We start from the raw sequence: 18,856 nt of genomic DNA on the forward strand, positions 1-18,856 counted from the left end.
AGCCGTACCGCCGCGAGAATGGCGTTGCTGGGTCGGCCTTTGGACTGACGGCAGGAGGGACGCCATGGGTGGGGTGCATGCGGGCTCCGGTCCTGAACCGGCCGGGACGCCCCCAGGCGGTGGCGACTTCGAGATCCATGTCGGAGGCAAGATCAGTGAGACCTTCAAGTCGGCGTTCGGCGAACTGACGGTGGTGCTGCACCCCGCCGAGACGGTGCTGCTGGGCGCGGGACTCGACCAGTCCGCCCTGTACTCGATCCTCGACCGCATTCAGGCGCTCGGGCTCGAACTCCTGGAGGTACGCCGGTTGCCCGGACCCGCGGGTGGCGCGGGCTAGGGCCTGTCCGACGGATCCGGCCCTGGGCATGTCTGGCCAGACAGGACCCTTCCGGCGGCTGGCGGAGCCCTCCATCGTGGAGGGGTGATGCCCTGTCGCACGGGGAGGTGAGGGGCATGTCCACAGCGCTGTACCCACGATCGGAAGACCGGCCTCAGGGGGAGCGCCGGGTGTCCGTTCTCCGCAGGAGGCTGAGGTTCCTCGGCCATGAGCCCGCGCCCGCGGACGCGGCCGTGACGACCTGTCTGATGTGGGTCGCCGGCGTCCTCCTGGAGATCGCCGGTGAGGTGCGGGATCCAAGGGGTGCGAGGGCCCTCGCCCACGAGGCGTCGGCCGTGCTGGCCCAGGTGCCGGTACTGGCCCAGGTGCCGGCGCCGCCGGGGAAGGCGTGCCGTGCCGTGCCGGGCCCGGTGTCGTTGACGAGCCGTGAGCTGGCGGTGCTCCGGCAGCTGCAGGAGGAGGTACCGCTGCGGCAGATCGCCGACGGCATGTACGTCTCGCGCAACACCGTCAAGAGCCATACCCGTGCCGTGTACCGGAAACTGGGCGCGCGTTCGCGGGCCGAGGCCGTGCACCGGGCGCGGGAACTGGGTCTGGTGTGAGCGCGGGAACTGGGTCTGGTGTGAGGGGGCGCGGCGGCGCCGCACCGGGCACGGTGCGGCGGGCGGAGCCGTCACAGCAGTTGATCGGAGCCGTCACAGAACCTGATCGGAGCCGTCACAGCAGCTGCAGCTCGCGGGCCCTGCGGACGGCGGCCGAGCGCCGGGAGACGGAGAGCTTGCGGTAGACGCTCTTGAGATGCGTCTTCACCGTGTTGACCGAGAGGTACAGCTCCTGGGCGATCTCCTCCGTGGTCATCATCTGCGCCAGCCGGTCCAGTACGTCGCGCTCCCGTGCGCTGAGCCGTTCGGCCGGGGCCGACGGGCCCGGCACAGGCTCGGCCGCGGCCGCCGCGAGCCGCCCCGTACGGACGGAGCCGAGCACGGTGCTGCACACGGGACCCAGGGTCCGCAGCACCGTACCGGGCAGCCGGGAGCGGGCCACCACGTCGCCGAGCGGGACGGCCGCCGGGCCGCCGCCCGCCTCCGCCAGGCAGATCAGACGCGTGGCCAGCGAACCGAGGTCGGACAGGAACGTGTCGGGCCGGCTGTTCAGCGCGGCCTCGCCGGCCGTCAGTTCGCGACGGGCCCGGCGTGGCTCGCCGCGGGCGAGTTCCACCCAGGCCCGCACCGTGTGCAGGGCGGCGGACGCGGGCTCGGCCGTGGTCCATGAGGGCAGGGGCGGCTGGGTGGCCAGGGTGACGAGTTCATCGGCGGCGCGGAAGCGTCCGCGCAGCGTGTCGAGGAGCGCCAGCTCGACCAGGCAGTCGCGGCGCAGTGTGCCGTTGCCCGCGGCACCGGCGGTCTTGAGCCCTCGGGTGAGGGAGGCCTCGGCCGCCTTGAGGTTGCCGTCCCGCAGTTCGCCGCTGCCCCGGACGGTCAGGGTGAGGGCGAGGATCTCGGGGCTCTGTGCCACCAGGGTGTGCGGCAGCCGCAGTCCGGCCGACTCGGCCTCGGCCGCGGCGACCCGGGCCGCCCTCGGGTCGCACGAACGCAGCCGTTCCATGCGGATCACGGCATGGGCCATCCGGCAGCGTGCCTCGCGGCCGTCCTCCTCCGGCGACAGCCGGCCGATCAGCCGTGCGGAACGCTCTAGATGGCGGGCACATGTCGTGTCGTCGCCGCGGGCCTGGGCGACGGCCGCCGCCAGCAGGACGGGTTCGGGCTCGTCCGTCGGCAGGTCCTCCGGCAGCTGCCGGATCATCTCGACGGGCAGCCGCGCCCTGGCCAGGCCGAGGACCTGGCCGATCGCGAGCCGGTGCACGATCAGCCGGGCGGCCTGGTCCCAGTCGCCCACCGCCAGCAGGTGGCGCACCGCGTCGACGGGCAGGCCGTGCTCGTCGAGCCAGCGGGCCGCCTTGCGGTGCAGGGGCGCCTCAAGGCCGGGTACCTCGTGCCGCAGACACATCCGCAGCACGTCGGCGAACATCTGGTGGCACCGGTACCAGCCCTGTCCGACGGGGCGCAGGAAGGAGTTCTCCCGGACGAGGGCCGCGAAGTGCCGTCCGGCGTCCGCACCGGAGAGTTCCACGGCGAGTTCCGCGTTCACTCGGTCCAGCAGGCTGGTCGTGAGCAGCAGTCTGCGCATTCCGGCCGGCTGCGCGTCCAGCACTTCCTCGACCAGATAGCTGGCGACCGCCTCGTCGTCACCGGCGAACTGCGCCACGAACCGGTCGGGTTCACGGATGTTCTCCATCGACATGGCGGCGAGCCGCAGACCGGCGGCCCAGCCCTCCGTGCGCCGCCGCAGCGTGCCCACCGTCTGCTTGGAGACGTCGATCCCGTGCTGGGCGAGCAGCTCCGCGGTCTCCCGGTCGTTGAACGCGAGGTCAGCGGTGCGCAGTTCGGTGACGTCGCTGGTGAGCCGTCCGCGCCGCAGGTGCAGCGGCGGGTCCCGGCGCGCGAGCACCACCATGCGCAGCACGCCGGGGGTGTGCCGCAGCAGGGTGGTGACCCCCTCCGCGACCGGTGAGTTGGGCACGGGGTGGAAGTCGTCGAGAACCAGCACCACCGGCTCGGCGTGCTCGTTCAGACCATCGGCGAGCGCCGCCACGAGCAGCGGAAGGTCGCCCGCCGTGGCGGGTTCCGCCAGTTCCACGCCGGCCGCGTGCAGAGCGTGGGTCACTCGCTGCCAGAACACTCCGGCCTGCTCCGCCTGGCCGTCACAGGTGACCCAGGCGAGCGGCCCCGGCGCTTGCCGGGTGTGCGCCCACTCCACGACGAGCGCCGTCTTGCCGGCGCCCACCGGCCCGACGACCACGGTCAGCGGACCGAGAACGCCTCGGGCGATGCGGTCCGTCAGCCGGGGCCTTGGGACCAGCCAACCGGGCAGTGCGGGCGCGGTTCCGGCGGCTTCGCGGTCAGGACCGCTGTCCTCTCTGCGGCACGTCCCATCGACCATGCGCGGCACCCCCTCGGTGAGCGAGCCGACGCGTCGCAGGGAAAGTGTGGGTCCGGTTGTGCGGGCGGAGAACGCGGCGCGCGCCATCTCACCCGGGTGAAGTTCCGGGGTGAGACGGCGCGCCTGCGGAGCGCTCGCGACGCGGGGCCGCGAGCCGTCCCCGCTACGTCCCCTGAAGGGCGGCCACCAGCTCTTCCTCCCGGTCCTTGGTCAGCGAAGTGCGGATCACACTGGGGTTGAAGGGGCGTAGCGCCTCTCGTACCCGGTCGGGCGTCGAGCGTCGCACGAGGGCGAAGACGGCGGCCCGGCCCGGTTCGAGCGTGCCCGCGATCTCCTTGACGAACGCGTCGTTGATGCCGATGTCGGTGAGCTTGCCCGCCACGGCGCCGGTGGCGGCACCCACCGCGGCACCGAACACCGGCATCAGGAAGAGCAGCCCGAACAGCGAGCCCCACAGGGCTCCGCCCGCCGCGCCGGTGGCCGTGGTGTTGTAGGTCTGGCGCACATGGATCTTGCCGTCCGCGGTGCGCCAGGCGAGTGCGGCGTCCTCCAGGTCGAGCAGTTCCTGGCGGGACAGTTCCTTGGCGAGGCGCAGGACCCCCTGCGCCTTCTCCTTGTCCGAGAATCCGAGTACGACGAGTTCGGCCATCAGGTGCTCCTCTGGTTGCTGCCGGGCGCCCGGGCCACGCCTGATCCGTTGACGACCGGATCGCCCAGGCGCTGTGCCACGGCCATGAGTTCGGCGGCGACGGGTTCGAGTGCCTCTTCGGTGAGGAAGCCCTCCGCCACGGGCACCCCACCGGCGTCACGGATCGCCTTGCGCAAGAACCTGGCCCATACGTGCTCCAGCAGGACGACGGCCGCGGAGGTGTCCGGATCGAGGGATTCGGCCATCTCCCGGATCTCGTCCAGGCCCAGACCGAAGGCGTTGCCCTCGGCGAGGCTCGGGTAGACGTTCTGCGCCGGCTGGATGCTCTCCACGGGAATGCCGAGCAGGGCGGAGACCGTCTCGCCCATCCCCTCCGCCTGGAAGTCGAGGGTGAACAGATCTCCGTCGGCCCCTTTGCTGATGAAGAGCATGTCGAGTACGCGGATCTGCCCGTTGGCCTCGAGGATCGCCAGCTCCTCGACGATCCGGCCCTCGAACTTGGCTTCCGGGCCGAACTCGACCGTGAGGACTTGTACCGGTCCGATGCTGGTCATGATCCCTCCCTCCGGCGGAACGTCCGCCGTCACGGCCGTCATCACAGCGGCCGATCACCCCCGCCGCTTCACCCGCCGCAGGTGAGCAAGGCGCACGGCGGCGCGGCGACGCTGGCCGACGGAGGTGCGACGCCCATGAGTCAAGGACAGACGCCGGGCCGGGACGACCCCGTGCCCTCCCCCGAGACCGCCACCGAGACCGCCACCGAGACCGAACTGGCCCGCCTGCGCGCCGAGGTCGAGCAACTGCGTGACCGGGCCGGAACCGAGCGGCGGCGCCGGACCCGCCTGCTGACGCTCCGCCGTGTCGTCGCGGCCGTGCTGATCGCCCTCGTCGCCGTCCTCTCGGTCACGTCGGTCGTCGGGGTGTGGGGATCGCGGACCACCCTGAACACGGATCGCTGGATCGCCACCGTGGGCCCGCTGCCCGAGGACCCGAAGGTGAACGCCGCCGTCTCCGCGTATCTGGCGGACGAGATCTTCGATCAAGCCGACGTCGAGCGGCGGCTGTCCGAGGCGCTGCCGCCCCGTGCGTCCTTCCTCGCCGCGCCGGTCACGGGAGCCGTCCACGACTTCATGCGGGACTCGATCTCGAAGCTCATCGCGACGGATCAGTTCCAGGACCTGTGGCGTGCGACGAACGAACACGCGCACCGGCGGATCGTCGCGGTGCTGGAGAAACGCTCCGAAAACGTGCGGGTGCAGGGCGACACGGTGACGCTGAACCTGCTGCCGATGGTCAACAACCTGCTGAAGTCCCTGGAGGAGGAACTGCCGTCGGTGTTCGGCAAGAAGCTCGATCTGCCGGCCCTGTCCTCCGGCGAGCTGCCGCCCGGTCTGCACGAGCGCATCGAGAACGCGCTCGGGGTGAACCTCCCGGAGGACTTCGGGCAGATCCGGCTCTACGACCGGAACGAACTCGGGCAACTGCAGGACGCCGTCGTCCTGTTCAAGAAGGCCGTGGTCGGTCTGCTGATCGGTGTTCCGGTGCTGCTCGGCCTCGCCCTGTGGGTCTCCCCCAACCGGCGGCGCACCCTGCTCCAGCTGGGCCTGTGGCTGGTGGTGACGGTCACCGTGCTGTCCAGTGTGCTGCGGGCCGTGCGGGACCAGCTGCTCGGCCAGGTGCAGCCCGGCGTCTACCGCGAGGGCGTGGCCGCCGCCCTGTGGACCGTCTTCACCACCCTGCGCGAACGGGGCGACCAGTTGCTCTGGCTCGGTGTCGGCATCGCCGTGCTGGCCTATCTGGTCGGGCCCGGACGGCTGCCGGTGGCGCTGCGCCGGTACGCGGTACAGGGCGCGAGGGCCACCGGCCACTTCGTGGCGCGGGCCGGGGAACGCCTCACCCATGACTCCCCGGTGCGGCCGTGGCTGGCCCGGAACGCCGATGTGCTGCGGGTGTCCGGCCTCGTCGTCGCCGCCCTGATCGCGCTGCTCCTCTCGTCGTGGACCGCGCTGCTCGTCATCGCCTGTCTGCTCGCCGCGTACGAGATCGCGATCACGCTCCTCGCCAGGACGGAGGGCTCACCCCCGGCAGGTGAGGCCGGGCCTCCGGCGCCCGCCAAGACTGGGGCCTCCGGCTGACCGAGGGCAGGGAGGCACGGCATGAAGAGCCAGACACACGCCGGTCGGGTCGGACCGGTCGACGACAAGAGCGGCCGGTCACGCCTGTGGGGCCCGTACCTGAGCGAACGCCAGTGGGGCACGGTCCGCGAGGACTACAGCCCCGGTGGCGACGCGTGGTCGTACTTCCCGCACGACCACGCCCGCTCGCGCGCCTACCGCTGGGGCGAGGACGGTCTCGGCGGCGTCTGCGACGAGAAGCAGCGGCTGTGTCTGGCCCTGTCCCTGTGGAACGGCCGCGACCCGATCCTCAAGGAGCGGGCCTTCGGCCTCACCAACGGCGAGGGCAACCACGGAGAGGACGTCAAGGAGTACTACTTCTACCTCGACAGCACGCCCAGCCACTCCTACCTGCGCTACCTGTACAAGTATCCGCAGGCCGCGTTCCCCTACGGCGACCTCACCGCGGTGAACCGGGAGCGGACGCGCCAGGAGTTCGAGTACGAGCTGCTCGACACCGGCGTGTTCGACGAGGGCCGGTACTTCGACGTGACGGTGGAGTACGCCAAGGCGGATCACGACGACCTCCTCATGCGGATCACCGTCGACAACCGCGGCCCCGACGAGGCGACGCTGCACGTGCTGCCCACGCTGTGGTTCCGCAACACCTGGTCCTGGGGCGAACACCCCGACCGGGAGCACAGGCCACGGCTGCGGAAGGCCGAAGGGCCGCGCTCCACACTCACCGTCCGGGCCGACCATCCGGAGCTCGGCAGCTACGACCTGCGGTGCTCCGGACCGGCCGCGCTGCTGTTCACCGAGAACGAGACCAACAACGAGCGGCTCTTCGACACCCCCAGCGCCTCGCCCTACGTCAAGGACGGCATCGGCCGCCGCGTGGTCGACGGAGAGCAGGGCGCCGTCAATCCGGCCCAGGAGGGCACCAAGGCGGCCGTGCACCACCGGCTGACCGTACCCGCCGGCGGGTCCGAGACGTTGCGGCTGCGTCTCGGCCCCGCCGGTGCCCAGCTGTCGCTCGGCCGGGGATTCGACTCGGTGTTCAAGGACCGCATCGCCGAAGCGGACGCCTTCTACCGGGAGTTGACGCCCCCGCGGGCGGGCGAGGACGAGGCCCGGGTGATCCGCCAGGCGCTCGCCGGGATGCTCTGGTCGAAGCAGTACTACGCCTTCGACCTGGAGACCTGGCTGGCCGAGCACGATCTGACGCCATGGAGTCCGCCGCGGCCCGGGATACGCAACCGCGAGTGGTTCCACATGGTCAGCGACGACATCGTGTCGATGCCGGACAAGTGGGAGTACCCCTGGTTCGCCGCATGGGACCTGGCGTTCCACGCGGTGGCCCTCTCGGCCGTCGACATCGGCTTCGCCAAGAAGCAGCTCGAACTCCTGCTGCGGGACACCCACTTGCACCCCAACGGCCAGATCCCCGCCTACGAGTGGAACTTCGGCGACGTGAACCCGCCGGTGCACGCCTGGGCCGCGTACTTCGTGTACACGGTCGAGCAGGGCACGACGGGCCACGCCGACCACGCCTTCCTGGAGCGCACCTTCCAGAAGCTGCTCACGAACTTCACGTGGTGGGTCAACCGCAAGGACCCGAACGGCCGCAACGTCTTCCAGGGCGGTTTCCTCGGCCTCGACAACATCGGTGTCTTCGACCGCAGTGCGCCACTGCCCACCGGCGGCGTCCTGGAGCAGGCCGACGGCACGGCCTGGATGGCGCTGTACTGCCAGTCGATGCTGCAGATCGCGCTGGAACTCGTCGAGCACAACGCCGCGTACGAGGATCTCGTCCTGAAGTTCGTCGAGCACTATCTGTGGATTGCCGCCTCGATGGACCGGCTCGGGAATCTCGGGGACGAACTGTGGGACGAGGAGGACGGCTTCTTCTACGACGTGCTGCGGCTGCCCGACGGACAGTCGGTCCGGCTGAAGGTCCGCTCCATGGTGGGGCTGCTTCCGCTGTGCGCGTCGACCGTCTTCAGGCCCGAGCAGCTGGAGCGCCTCTCCGGCCTCGGGGAGCGGTTGCAGAGGTTCGCCGAGCGCCACCCCTCGCTCTCCGTGACGCTGACGTCGGCCCAGGCCGGTGCGGCGGGCGGCCCCCGGCTGCTGTCCGTCGTGGACGAGAAGAAGCTGGTGCGGGTGCTCGCCCACCTCCTGTCGGAGGACGAGTTCCTGAGTCCGTACGGGATCAGGGCGCTCTCCCGCCATCACGCCGAGCACCCGTACTCCTTCTGGGTGCACGGCCAGGAGTACAAGGTCGGCTATCTGCCCGCCGAGTCGGACACCGGCATGTTCGGCGGCAACTCCAACTGGCGCGGACCGGTGTGGATGCCGATGAACACGCTCGTCATCCGCGGGCTGCTCAACCTCTACGGCTTCTACGGGGACGGCCTCACCGTCGAGTGCCCGACCGGCTCGGGGGTGCACAAGAACCTCTTCGAGGTCGCCGAGGAGATCTCCGCCCGGCTCAGCCGCATCTTCCTGCGCGACGAGAACGGCGTGCGCCCGGTGTACGGGGGGCAGGAGGCGTTCCGGGACGATCCGCACTGGCGCGACCTGATCTCGTTCTACGAGTACTTCCACGGCGACAACGGCGCCGGGATCGGCGCCTCCCATCAGACGGGCTGGACCGGCCTGGTCGCCGCCCTGATGAAGATCTTCGGCACGCTCGGCCCGGCGGACTTCGGTCCCGGGGCCACGAGGAGGAAGAGGCGATGACCGCGTTGCCGGCACAGCCCGTCGTGTACGAGGTCAACACCCGTGTGTGGCTGCGGGAGACCGGGCTCCGCACCGGCCGACCGACCGGACTCGGGGACGTACCGAAGGACGTCTGGGACGAGATCACTCCCGCCGGTGTCGACGCCGTATGGCTGATGGGCGTGTGGGAGCGCAGCCCCCGGGGACGCGCCATCGCCCTGGAGAACCCGCAGCTCCGCGGCGCCTTCGACGCGGCGCTGCCGGGCGTGGCCGACGACGACATCGCCGGATCGCCGTACTGCATCCGCCGTTACGAGGTCGACGCGGCACTCGGCGGTGCCGCGGGGCTCGTCTCGGCCCGGACCGAGCTCGACCGGCGGGGCGTCGGGCTGCTGCTCGACTACGTCCCCAATCACGTGGCACCGGACAGCCCTTGGGTCGGCGAACACCCCGAGTACTTCGTGCGCGGCGACGCGGACGACCTGCGGCGGGATCCGGCCGGGTTCCTCGACACCGGGCGGGCGGTGCTGGCCCGAGGCCGCGACCCGTTCTTCCCGCCCTGGCCGGACGTGGTCCAACTGAACGCCTTCGCACCGGAATTGCGCACGGCCACCGCTCAACTCCTGGGCCATATCGGCCGGTTCTGCGACGGGCTGCGCTGCGACATGGCCATGCTGCTGATGAACGACGTCTTCGCGCGGACGTGGGGCGAGCGGGTGGGGCCCGCGCCCGCGGCGGACTTCTGGCCCGAGGTGGTGGGTGAGGTCCGCCGCGAACACCCACGTCTGATCTTCGCGGCCGAGGCCTACTGGGACCTCGAATGGGCCCTGCAGCGCCAGGGGTTCGACTTCTGCTACGACAAGCGTCTCTACGACAGGCTGCTGAACGAGAGCCCCGAGGCCGTCCGGGGACATCTGCGCGCCGACGAGGAGTACCAGCGCGGGCTCGTCCGTTTCCTGGAGAACCACGACGAGCCGCGGGCCGCCCTGACGCTGCACCCGGCCAAGGAACGGGCCGCGGCCACGCTGGTCGCCACCCTGCCCGGCGCCACGCTGTGGCACGAGGGACAGTTCACCGGCCGCCGCGTCCATCTGCCGGTGTTCCTGGACCGGCGCCCCGACGAACCCGCGGACCCCTCCCTGCGGTCCTTCCACGAACAACTCCTGTCGCGCGTGCACGCCAGCGGCATGCGCACGGGCCGCTGGCAGCCGCTCGACTGCGAGGGCTGGTCCGACAACGACTCCTGCCGCGATCTGGTCGCCTCGTGCTGGACCGGTCCCGCGGGCCGGTTCCTGACCGTGGTGAACCTCTCCGCGCATCCGGCACAGGCCCGCGTCCGGCTGCCGTGGACCGAGCTGCTCGGCCCGGACACCTGGAGCCTGCTCGACGTGCTCGGCTCCGAGCGGTACGAGCGCGGGGGCGCGGAGCTCGTGGAGAGCGGCCTGTACGTGGATCTGCCGCCCTGGGGAAGCCATGTGCTGTCCGTCGTGAGCGGTTCGCCTCCCGTGTCCTAGCCGCCTGGCCGCCTGGGGCCTGTCCGGCGGATCTGGCCGGCTCCTGTGGGCGGTGCCTTGCCGCCGCGTCCCATGCAAGATCCGCCGGACAGGCCCTAGCCCCAGTCCGCGCCGGTCCGCGAGCGGAACGCCTCGATCGCGCTCTCCACCGTCGGGTAGAACGCGGCCGGGTCGAAGGTGCGGGTCAGCCCGTAGCGTTCGATCTTGCGCCGTACGGGGTCCTTGAGCTCGGCGAAGACCAGGGCGATTCCGCGGTCCTGGAGGGTGCGGTCCAGTTCCTCCAGGACATCGGCCGCGGTCGTGTCGACGTCGGTCACGGGCTCGGCCGCGATCAGCACGCACTCCAGTGGCGCCGTGCCGCGCGTGTACCGCAGCACCTGGTCGCGGAACGACTTGGCGTTGGCGAAGAACAAGGGCGCGTCGAAGCGCAGTATCACCAGGCCCGGCAGGTGTTCGGCGCCCTGGTGGGAGCGCACGTCGTGGTACCCCTCCAGGCCCGGCACGCGTCCGAGCTCCGTGCTGTAGGGCCACCAGGCGCGCCGGAACACATTGAGGATGGACAGGCCCACGGCGACCGCGATCCCCTGCAGCACCCCGAGCAGGGCGACCCCGAGGAACGCCGCGACGCACAGCCAGAACTCCGCCTTGCGCTGGTGCCACAGCCGTGCCGTGCCGCGCGGGTCGGCCAGGGACAGCGAGGCGGTGATGACCACCGCCGCCAGTGTGGGCTGCGGGAGTTCACGGAAGAGGCCCGGCAACAGGACCAGCATGAGAACGATCAGCCCGGCGCCGACCACCCCGGTGAGCTGGGTCCTGGCCCCGGCCCGTTCCGCCACGGCCGTCCGCGATCCGCTCGTGCTCACGGGGAAGCCCTGGAACAGACCCGCGGCCGCGTTGGCGGTGCCGATGGCGATCATCTCGCTGTCGCCGCGGACCTCCTGGCCGGTGCGGCCCGCGAAGGCCGAGGCGTTGGAGATGGTGTCGGCCAGCGACACCAGCGCGATGCCGAGCGCGCCGACGAAGAGGGGCCCCAGGTCGTCCCAGCGGATGTCGGGAACCGTGAAGGGCGGCAGCCCCTCGGGCAGCCGTCCGACCAGCTTCACACCGTGGTCGCCCAGGTCGAACAGGGCCGATGAGCCGATGGCGAGCACCACCATGACGAGAACGGCCGGCACCTTCGGCAGGAGACGCTGGAGGAACAGGATCAGGACGATTCCGCAGCCGCCCACCGTGACGGCTGCGGGCACCGCGTCCCCGTCGGCCAACCCGCCGACGAAGGCGTCCAGTTCGGCGATCAGCCCGTCGGCGTCCGTGGAGAAGCCGAAGAGCTTGGGCAACTGGCCGACGAGGATGGTCAGGGCCAGGCCGTTCATGTAGCCGATCATGGTGGGCTTGGAGATGAGATCGGCGACGAAGCCGAGCCGCGCCACCCCCGCCAGGATGGTGATCGCCCCGACCATCAGGGCGAGGACCGAGGCGAGGGCGACCGCGCGGGCGCTGTCGCCGTCCGAGGCCACCAGCGGCAACACCGTCGCGGCGATCATCGGACCGATCGACGAGTCGGGGCCGAGCACCAGAATGCGGGACGGCCCCGCCACGGCGTAGGCGAGCAGACAGAGCACGGACGTGTACAGACCGGTGATCGGGGGCAGCCCCGCCAGCTCCGCGTACGCCATGCCCTGGGGGACCAGCAGCGTGGTCAGGACGATGCCGGCGACGAGGTCCTTGAACAGCCACTCGCGACGGTAGGTGCGCAGCGTCCGGACGCCGGGTGGTACCCCGCGCATCGCCGGCTCACCGCCCGCCGGTGGCCAAAGGCCGCCGACGGTGACGGGCGGTGAGCTTGCCGAGCTCCCACAGTGCCAGCAGCGCGAGCGCCGGCAGGAGCGCCCAGCCGAACTGGCCGATGCCCAGCGGCACGGTGCCGAGCAGCCGGTTGAAGGCGTCCGTCTGGGTCACGAGAACGGCGAGCACGAACTCGCCCAGGATCGTCCAGTTCAGCTGCTTGCTGTCGAAGGTCTCCGTGGTCAGGACCGTTCCGGTCTGGCTGCGGCACTCCAGGGCGGCCACGATCAGGCACAGCGCGAACGAGGCGAAGGCGATGGAATTGCCGACGCGCACGCTGTCGTAGCGGGCCTCCCCGAGCTGGATCAGGCCGAGCAGCCCGATGGTGACGGCCGTACCCGCCAGACCGACCGTGAGCATCAGGGCGGGCGTCATGACCGGCTCTCCGCGCGGCCGCGGGCGCCGGGTCATGAGTCCGGGGCTGACGCGGTCGAACCCGAGGGAGAAGCCGAAGGCCGCGTTGACGACGAAGTGGATCCACAGCACCTGCGCGGGCGTGAACGGCTCGCCGTCGGCGATGTCGAACAGGGCGGCGCCCAGGAACGTCAGGACGAACACGACGAGCAGCACCAGGACGAAGCGGATGTACTTGGTGAGGTTGTCGTAGATCTTGCGGCCCTGTTCCACCGCGTGGACGATCGTGGCGAAGTTGTCGTCGGACAGGATCATCCGTCCGGCGTTCTTGGCCACTTCGGTGCCGGACCCCATGGCGATGCCGATGTCGGCGGCCTTGATGGCGGGCGCGTCGTTGACGCCGTCACCGGTCATGGCGACCACGTCGCCGTGCTTCTTCAGGGTCTCGGCCAGGAGCACCTTGTGCTCCGGGGCCACCCGGCCCACCACGCCGATGTCGTCGATGCGGGCGAGCCGCTCCTCCTCGGGCAGGGCGGCGAAGTCGGCGCCGAGAATCGCCTCGCCGCCGATCCCGATCTGCTCGGCGACCGCGGCGCCGGTGATGACGTCGTCACCGGTGACCATCCGTACGCGGATGTGGGCGGCCTGCGCGGCGGCCACGGCGGCCCGTGACTCCTCGCGCGGCGGATCGACCATGCCGACGAGACTGGTGACCCGCAACTCCGTGACCAGGGCCAGCAGATCGCCGGCCGGATCGAACGCCGCGGGGTCCAGGTCCCGGCTTGCGGCGGCCATCACGCGGCGCCCCGCGCGCTCCATCCGCTCGACCTCGCCCTCGGCCCGCTCCCGCAGTGCGGCGTCGAACTCGATGCTGCTGCCGTTCGACAGCGCCGCGGTGGTGCGCGCGAGGACGGCGGGCGCCGCGCCCTTGACGAAGCAGCGCACGACCGGCTGCCCCTTGTCGTCGATGGCCGGGTGGAACGTGGCCATCAGTTTGTAGGCCGGGTCGAAGGGCAGCGTGGCGAGCCGGGGCAGCCGCTCGCGGGTCGCCGCCACGTCGAGGCCCGCCTTGTGGCCGAGCACGAGCAGCGCGCCCTCGGTGGGATCGCCCACCACCCGTCCGTCCACCAGCGAGGCGTCGCCGGCGACGAGGTAGGGCAGGATCGCGTCGTCGATGCGGTCACCGCGGCCCGCGGCGTGATGGATCCTGCCTTCGAGGGCGTATCCGGTCCCCGAGACGGTGTAGCGGTCGAAGGCGTCCACCACTTCGACCACGGTCATCTGGTTCATCGTCAGGGTGCCGGTCTTGTCGGAGTTCACGGCCGAGGTGAAGCCCAGCGTCTCCACCGACGGCAGGTCCTTGACGATGGCGTGCCGCCGGGCCAGGTCGAGCCCGCCCATCGACAGGATCGTCTGCGTCACCGTCGGCAGCGCCTCGGGGACGGCGGCGATGGCCAGCGACACGGCGCTGATGAACAGCGCCTCCCAGGCCTCGCCCCGCCCGCGCCCCAGGGCGAACATCACGGCCATGGTGATCCCGGCCGCCCCGACGATCCACAGCGTCAGCCGGTTCAACTCCCGGGTGAGCGGGGACTCTTCGCGCGGGGTGGCCGACAGCATGCCCGAGATCCGGCCGAGTTCCGTACCGGCGCCGGTGGCGGTGACGACCAGTACGCCGCTCCCGTGGGTGACGGGGGTGGTCATGAACGCCATGTCCGTCTGGTCGACCGGACCCAGGTCGTCGCCCGTCACCGTCGTGGCGTCCTTCGACACAGGGACGCTCTCGCCGGTGAGCGCGGACTCGTCGATCTGCAGGGCGCTCGCGGCGACGAGCCGTCCGTCCGCGGGCACTTCCTCCCCGGCGGCGAGCAGGACGACGTCCCCGACGACCACCTCCTCGGCGGGGATCTCGGCCTCACGTCCCTCGCGCCGCACCCGCGCCGTGGCCTTCGTCATCGCCTTCAGGGCGTTCATGGCGCTCTCCGCCTTGCCCTCCTGACGTATCCCGATGACCGCGTTCAGCACGGTCAGGGCCATCAGCACCACCGCCGTGCCCCACTCCTGGATGGCGAGGGACACCACCGCGGAGCCGACGAGGATCATCTGCATGTACGAGGTGAACTGGCCGAGGAATCGCAGCAGGGCCGGTGTCGGCCGCTCCTCGGGCAGGACGTTGGGCCCGTCCTCGGCGCGCCTCGCGGACACGCGGGCGGCGTCGAGGCCGACTGCCGGGTCGACGCCGAGGTGCCCGGCCACTTCCTGGGCCGATCGCGCGTACCAGGCGTGGCCCGGTGTCAGGGGTGCGTCCTGTCCCGACGCCGGCGCCGTCACCGGGCCCGCCTCCGACCACCCCGGTGGCTTCGTGCGCCGATGGAGTCCGCATAGGGGTCGAGCGCCGCTCCGGGCGGTGCCTCTTCCTCCAACTGGCGCTTCTCCAGCTCCAGTTCGTGGCGGCTCTTGTCGTCGATCTCCGGGAAGTGCGGGTCGATGTCGATCAGCGTGTCGGCGAGGACGGCGGCCGCGCAGATCCGCGCGTACCACTTGTGGTCGGCGGGCACGACGTACCACGGAGCCCAGGGCGTGCTCGTGGCGGACAGCATGTCGGAGAACGCCGCCTGGTAGGCGTCCCACCGGGTGCGTTCACGCGCGTCCGCCGCCGAGAACTTCCAGTTCCGGTCCGGTACGTCGATCCGCTTGAGGAAGCGGATGCGCTGCTCCTCCTTGGACAGGTTCAGGAACAGCTTGACGACCCTGAACCCGTTGTCCGTCAGATGGCGCTCCCACGCGTTGATCTCCCGGTAGCGCCGCCGCCAGAGCTTCTTCCTGGCCTTGTCCGTGGTCTTGCCCGGCAGCCGCTGGCGGTCCAGGAGTTCGGGGTGCACGCGCACCACGAGGACCTCCTCGTAGTGCGACCGGTTGAAGATGCCGATCTCCCCGCGGCGCGGCAGCTCACGGACGTAGCGCCAGAGGTAGTCGTGCCCCAGCTCCTCCGCCGACGGCACCTTGAAGCCGGCCACATGCACGCCCTGCGGGTTCACCCCGCTCATGACGTGCCGGATCGTGCCGTCCTTGCCGCCCGCGTCCAGCGCCTGGAGACACAGCACCACTCCCCGCCTGCCCTCGGCGGCCAGCCGCTGCTGGTAGTCGGCCAGCAGGAGCACCCCGCCGCGCAGTAGCTCCTCTCCCTCCTTCCGGCTCTTGACGCCTGCCTTGCGCGCGGGGTCGAAGTCCTTGGACAGGTTCACCTTCGAGCCCGGCTCGACTCGCAGCGGCGCGACGAATTCGGCGATCCGCCTGGCCCGCGCGTCCCTGGTACGTGCCCGTCCGTCCTTCATGGGACCTCTTCGGCTAGTACAGCGTTTCCTTCTTCACGACGCACAGGGCCCAGATCACGAAGCCGTCCATCGCGATCAGGGTCAGGGACCACAGCGGGTAGTACGGGATCGACAGGAAGTGCGCTATCACCATGAGCGCGGCGATGATCACGCCCATGACCCGGGCCCACTTCATGGCCACGAGCAGACCGAGGCTGACGATCACCGCGACCGTTCCGAAGAGCATGTGGATCCAGCCCCAGGTCGTCAGGTCGAACTCAAATACGTATTGGGGCGTGTTGAGGAACACCTTGTCCTCAAGTACCCCCATGAGGCCGCGGCAGAAGTCCATGGACCCGGAGATGAACAGCATCACCGCCGCGAAGATCGTCAGCCCGCCGGCAGCCACCGCCTTCGCAGTGCGGGCACCGCGGTCGTGAGTGGTCGAGGTGGTCATGACCGAACTCCCCTGCTCCTGGAGGGTGCCGATTGCACCGCTGTGACGCCGAGTCTCACTCCCGGGCGGAGCCGGGTCGTCACCCTCCAGGGGTGACGCCCGTGGCCGGGCCCGTCAACAGGCTGACCGTGGACCGGTCCGGCAGTGGAAGCGAGGCGATGACCGTGGTGTCCACCCCCGACGCGGCAGCAGCCCGAGAGCGCCGCCGCTACCGGCGCCGGGTGCTCGCGCCGCTCGCGCTGGCCCAGTTCATCTGCAGCTTCGCCGGATCGAACATGACCGTCATGATCCAGGACATCAGCGAGGACCTGGACACCACCGTGCAGGGCGTGCAGATCGCCATCACCACCTTCCTGCTGGTGATGGCGGCCCTGATGATCCCGGCCGGCATCCTCACCGACCGCTTCGGCCGCAAGCGCTGTCTCGTCGTCGGCCTGTCCGTGTACGGCGTCGGAGCCCTGCTCAGCGCGGCCGCACCCGGCCTGGGCGTCCTCATCCTGGGCAACTCGATCCTCGAGGGCATCGGCACCGCGCTGCTCATCCCGCCGGTCTACATCCTCACGACCCTCCTGTTCACGGAGGTCACGGAGCGGGCCCGCGCCTTCGGGGCGATCATGGCGATGGGCGGCATGGGGGCCGCCGCCGGGCCGCTGCTGGGCGGCCTCATCACCTCGGCCATCAGCTGGCGGGCGGCCTTCGTCTTCCAGGCCGCCGTGGTCGCGGCCATCATCCTGCTGAGCCGCAAACTCGTCGATCCGCTGCCGCTGGACACGGACCGGCCCTTCGACACCGTCGGGGCGGTCCTGTCCGCCGTCGGCCTGATCCTCGTGGTCATGGGGATTCTCGCCACGGACGACAACGGCTGGCTGGCGGCCGGTCTGCTGTCGGTCGGCGCCCTGGTCCTGCTGGCCTTCTACCTCTGGGTACGCGCCAAGGAGCGCGCCGGGGCCCAACCCCTCCTGCCCACCGCGCTGTTCCGCGACCGGACGTCCAACCTCGGCCTGATCACCCAGCACACCCAGTGGCTGATGCTGATGGGCGTCTCCTTCGTGGTCGCCGCCTACCTCCAGGTCGTACGCGGATACGACGCGATCAGCACCGGCGTGATCTTCACGGCGTCCACCGTGGGCCTGCTCGCCAGCTCGCTCGGGGCCGAGCGCTTCGCCAAACGGCGTGAGCAGCGGACCCTCGTCATGGCCGGCTTCGCCGTGACGGTCTGCGGCATCGGCGTACTCATCGCCATGGCCCACGGTTCACCGAGCGCCTGGAGCTTCACCCCCGGGCTGTTGCTCATCGGCCTGGGGCTCGGCGTGATGCTGACGCCGTCGGTGAACATCGTCCAGTCGAGCTTCCCCGAGGATCTGCAGGGCGAGATCTCCGGCCTGTCCCGCAGCGTCTCCAACCTCGGCTCCTCGGTGGGCACCGCGATCGCGGGCACCATTCTGGTCGCCGACCCGGCCGTGGGGCCGTACGCCGTCGCGCTCGTGGTGCTTGCCGTCATCGGACTCGGCGGCCTGGGCGCCGCCGCGCTGCTGCCCCGGACACCCGCGCCCGCACCATCCGCCGGGACGACCGGCGGACCGCGTCACCGGCGGTCGCAGGAGCGTCACCGCCGGTCGTAGGAGACCGCGCTGGCCACCAGCAGATCCTGCAGCGCCGCCCGGCGCCTGCTGAACGGAATCCAGCACAGGCCCAGCGGGACCGTCACGCACAGCGCGGCGCGCGCCAGGGCACGCGGGAGGCCGAGCAGCCGCCCCGCACGGTCGGTGACGCGCAGCCCCATCAGCCGGCAGCCGGGGGTACTGCCGATCGCGGACCACGCGCCCCCCAGATAGGCGACCGCAACGGTCCAGCTGACAGGCGCGGACAGCCATACGGGGAACTCGGGAAAGCGGAACGGCGGCCCCTCGGCCAGCAGCAGCGCACACCCGGCGCCCACCTGGACCGCGAGGCCCATCAGCGCCAGGACCAGCGCGTCGACCACAGCCGCCACCCCGCGCGAGACGATCCCGGCGGCGTCGGCACGGGGACCGCGTCCGCCGTCTGCCTCGGTCATCGGCCGTCTTGACCGGCGCCGTCGCCCTGTGACCGGCCGGCCCGGCGGAGCACCCGGTCGGCCAGCCGGTTCACGTTGCGGTCCCCGTGCCGGCCGAGCAGCCGGATCACCTGCACGGTCTCCACGGTCATTCCGCCCCCGGTGTCGCGGACGATCTGTCCGAGATCGATCTCGTGCAGCACCTCACGGGTGAGCCCCACCAGGTCGATCCGGGCGAGGATCGCATCGATGTCGACACGATCGGCGACCTGGTTGACGCCGACCCGGTCGACGATCCGCTCGACGTCCACCCGCTCGGCCACCCGGTTCACGTCGACACGCGCCACCAGGGCATCCAGGTCGATGCGATCGAGTACCGCCATGACCAGCGGACGGATCAGCAGCCCCGCCGCCGCTCCGAGCAGTCCCCCCGCACCCCGCACCCACCGGATGACCGTGCCCACCGGGCAAGCCGCGCTTTCCTCTCCCATCCGGCGACCGAAGCAGCCGGCCGCG

Annotated in this window: 15 protein-coding genes; 6 read left to right on the top strand and 9 right to left on the bottom strand. The window is 71.0% G+C overall.

Annotation, left to right across the window (positions count from 1 at the left end; translation table 11 throughout):
- The first annotated feature begins 64 nt into the window (after positions 1 to 64).
- Both ACIBKX_RS04735 and ACIBKX_RS04740 read left to right on the top strand, forming a co-directional pair.
- Positions 65 to 337, top strand: coding sequence for a hypothetical protein (locus ACIBKX_RS04735; protein WP_363273353.1), 273 nt, complete (start codon positions 65 to 67; stop codon positions 335 to 337).
- A 170-nt stretch (positions 338 to 507) separates the two neighbouring features.
- Complete coding sequence (locus tag ACIBKX_RS04740) at positions 508 to 939, top strand: LuxR C-terminal-related transcriptional regulator (RefSeq protein WP_363273352.1); 432 nt, start codon at positions 508 to 510, stop codon at positions 937 to 939.
- A 115-nt stretch (positions 940 to 1,054) separates the two neighbouring features.
- On the opposite strand, the gene ACIBKX_RS04745 is transcribed toward ACIBKX_RS04740, so the two are convergent.
- The 3 genes from ACIBKX_RS04745 to ACIBKX_RS04755 form a co-directional block, all read right to left on the bottom strand.
- Positions 1,055 to 3,337 (bottom strand): LuxR C-terminal-related transcriptional regulator, encoded by a 2,283-nt coding sequence (locus ACIBKX_RS04745; RefSeq protein WP_363273351.1) that lies wholly within the window; start codon positions 3,335 to 3,337, stop codon positions 1,055 to 1,057.
- Between the two features lie 163 nt (positions 3,338 to 3,500).
- A complete protein-coding gene (locus tag ACIBKX_RS04750) occupies positions 3,501 to 3,986 on the bottom strand; it encodes a DUF1269 domain-containing protein (protein ID WP_363273350.1) in 486 nt (161 codons plus the stop codon).
- A complete protein-coding gene (locus ACIBKX_RS04755; RefSeq protein WP_363273349.1) occupies positions 3,986 to 4,540 on the bottom strand; it encodes a DUF1269 domain-containing protein in 555 nt (184 codons plus the stop codon). The genes ACIBKX_RS04750 and ACIBKX_RS04755 overlap by 1 nt, the downstream gene beginning before the upstream one ends.
- Before the next feature lie 135 nt (positions 4,541 to 4,675).
- Between ACIBKX_RS04755 and ACIBKX_RS04760 the strand changes: the two genes are divergently transcribed.
- The 3 genes from ACIBKX_RS04760 to ACIBKX_RS04770 are packed head-to-tail and all read left to right on the top strand — an operon-like array spanning position 4,676 to position 10,335.
- Positions 4,676 to 6,121 (top strand): hypothetical protein, encoded by a 1,446-nt coding sequence (locus ACIBKX_RS04760; RefSeq protein WP_363273348.1) that lies wholly within the window; start codon positions 4,676 to 4,678, stop codon positions 6,119 to 6,121.
- A 21-nt stretch (positions 6,122 to 6,142) separates the two neighbouring features.
- Positions 6,143 to 8,842 carry an MGH1-like glycoside hydrolase domain-containing protein gene (locus tag ACIBKX_RS04765; protein WP_363273347.1) on the top strand — a complete coding sequence of 900 codons (2,700 nt, stop codon included), beginning with the start codon at positions 6,143 to 6,145 and terminating at the stop codon, positions 8,840 to 8,842.
- Positions 8,839 to 10,335 (top strand): alpha-amylase, encoded by a 1,497-nt coding sequence (locus ACIBKX_RS04770; RefSeq protein WP_363273346.1) that lies wholly within the window; start codon positions 8,839 to 8,841, stop codon positions 10,333 to 10,335. The genes ACIBKX_RS04765 and ACIBKX_RS04770 overlap by 4 nt, the downstream gene beginning before the upstream one ends.
- A gap of 95 nt (positions 10,336 to 10,430) precedes the next feature.
- Here the strand turns inward: ACIBKX_RS04770 and ACIBKX_RS04775 are convergent, their stop codons facing one another.
- The 4 genes from ACIBKX_RS04775 to ACIBKX_RS04790 are packed head-to-tail and all read right to left on the bottom strand — an operon-like array spanning position 10,431 to position 16,305.
- Positions 10,431 to 12,122, bottom strand: coding sequence for a sulfate permease (locus tag ACIBKX_RS04775; RefSeq protein WP_363273345.1), 1,692 nt, complete (start codon positions 12,120 to 12,122; stop codon positions 10,431 to 10,433).
- A gap of 7 nt (positions 12,123 to 12,129) precedes the next feature.
- On the bottom strand, positions 12,130 to 14,865 hold the full coding sequence (locus ACIBKX_RS04780) for an HAD-IC family P-type ATPase (RefSeq protein ID WP_363273343.1): 2,736 nt from the start codon (positions 14,863 to 14,865) through the stop codon (positions 12,130 to 12,132).
- Positions 14,862 to 15,869: a polyphosphate kinase 2 family protein gene (locus tag ACIBKX_RS04785; RefSeq protein WP_363273342.1), complete on the bottom strand. Its 1,008-nt coding sequence runs from the start codon at positions 15,867 to 15,869 to the stop codon at positions 14,862 to 14,864. Before ACIBKX_RS04785 ends, ACIBKX_RS04780 begins: the two co-directional genes overlap by 4 nt.
- A gap of 13 nt (positions 15,870 to 15,882) precedes the next feature.
- Positions 15,883 to 16,305, bottom strand: coding sequence for a hypothetical protein (locus tag ACIBKX_RS04790; protein ID WP_363273341.1), 423 nt, complete (start codon positions 16,303 to 16,305; stop codon positions 15,883 to 15,885).
- 158 nt (positions 16,306 to 16,463) lie between these two features.
- On the opposite strand from ACIBKX_RS04790, the gene ACIBKX_RS04795 reads away from it, so the two are divergent.
- A complete protein-coding gene (locus ACIBKX_RS04795; protein ID WP_363273446.1) occupies positions 16,464 to 17,927 on the top strand; it encodes an MFS transporter in 1,464 nt (487 codons plus the stop codon).
- Here ACIBKX_RS04795 and ACIBKX_RS04800 read toward each other — a convergent pair.
- Both ACIBKX_RS04800 and ACIBKX_RS04805 read right to left on the bottom strand, forming a co-directional pair.
- Positions 17,912 to 18,361: an RDD family protein gene (locus ACIBKX_RS04800; protein WP_363273339.1), complete on the bottom strand. Its 450-nt coding sequence runs from the start codon at positions 18,359 to 18,361 to the stop codon at positions 17,912 to 17,914. The two genes, ACIBKX_RS04795 and ACIBKX_RS04800, sit on opposite strands and share 16 nt — an antisense overlap.
- Positions 18,358 to 18,831: a hypothetical protein gene (locus ACIBKX_RS04805; RefSeq protein ID WP_363273338.1), complete on the bottom strand. Its 474-nt coding sequence runs from the start codon at positions 18,829 to 18,831 to the stop codon at positions 18,358 to 18,360. The genes ACIBKX_RS04800 and ACIBKX_RS04805 overlap by 4 nt, the downstream gene beginning before the upstream one ends.
- Positions 18,832 to 18,856 lie beyond the last annotated feature (25 nt).

It is taken from the genome of Streptomyces sp. NPDC050658 (assembly GCF_044457025.1).
Lineage (GTDB): Bacteria > Actinomycetota > Actinomycetes > Streptomycetales > Streptomycetaceae > Streptomyces.

Coding starts and splice junctions, on each gene's coding strand:
- ACIBKX_RS04735 (WP_363273353.1), top strand. CDS start 65: ATGGGTGGGGTGCATGCGGGCTCCGGTCCTGAACCGGCCGGGACGCCC.
- ACIBKX_RS04745 (WP_363273351.1), bottom strand. CDS start 3,337: ATGGTCGATGGGACGTGCCGCAGAGAGGACAGCGGTCCTGACCGCGAA.
- ACIBKX_RS04750 (WP_363273350.1), bottom strand. CDS start 3,986: ATGGCCGAACTCGTCGTACTCGGATTCTCGGACAAGGAGAAGGCGCAG.
- ACIBKX_RS04755 (WP_363273349.1), bottom strand. CDS start 4,540: ATGACCAGCATCGGACCGGTACAAGTCCTCACGGTCGAGTTCGGCCCG.
- ACIBKX_RS04760 (WP_363273348.1), top strand. CDS start 4,676: ATGAGTCAAGGACAGACGCCGGGCCGGGACGACCCCGTGCCCTCCCCC.
- ACIBKX_RS04765 (WP_363273347.1), top strand. CDS start 6,143: ATGAAGAGCCAGACACACGCCGGTCGGGTCGGACCGGTCGACGACAAG.
- ACIBKX_RS04770 (WP_363273346.1), top strand. CDS start 8,839: ATGACCGCGTTGCCGGCACAGCCCGTCGTGTACGAGGTCAACACCCGT.
- ACIBKX_RS04775 (WP_363273345.1), bottom strand. CDS start 12,122: ATGCGCGGGGTACCACCCGGCGTCCGGACGCTGCGCACCTACCGTCGC.
- ACIBKX_RS04785 (WP_363273342.1), bottom strand. CDS start 15,869: ATGAAGGACGGACGGGCACGTACCAGGGACGCGCGGGCCAGGCGGATC.
- ACIBKX_RS04790 (WP_363273341.1), bottom strand. CDS start 16,305: ATGACCACCTCGACCACTCACGACCGCGGTGCCCGCACTGCGAAGGCG.
- ACIBKX_RS04795 (WP_363273446.1), top strand. CDS start 16,464: ATGACCGTGGTGTCCACCCCCGACGCGGCAGCAGCCCGAGAGCGCCGC.
- ACIBKX_RS04800 (WP_363273339.1), bottom strand. CDS start 18,361: ATGACCGAGGCAGACGGCGGACGCGGTCCCCGTGCCGACGCCGCCGGG.
- ACIBKX_RS04805 (WP_363273338.1), bottom strand. CDS start 18,831: ATGGGAGAGGAAAGCGCGGCTTGCCCGGTGGGCACGGTCATCCGGTGG.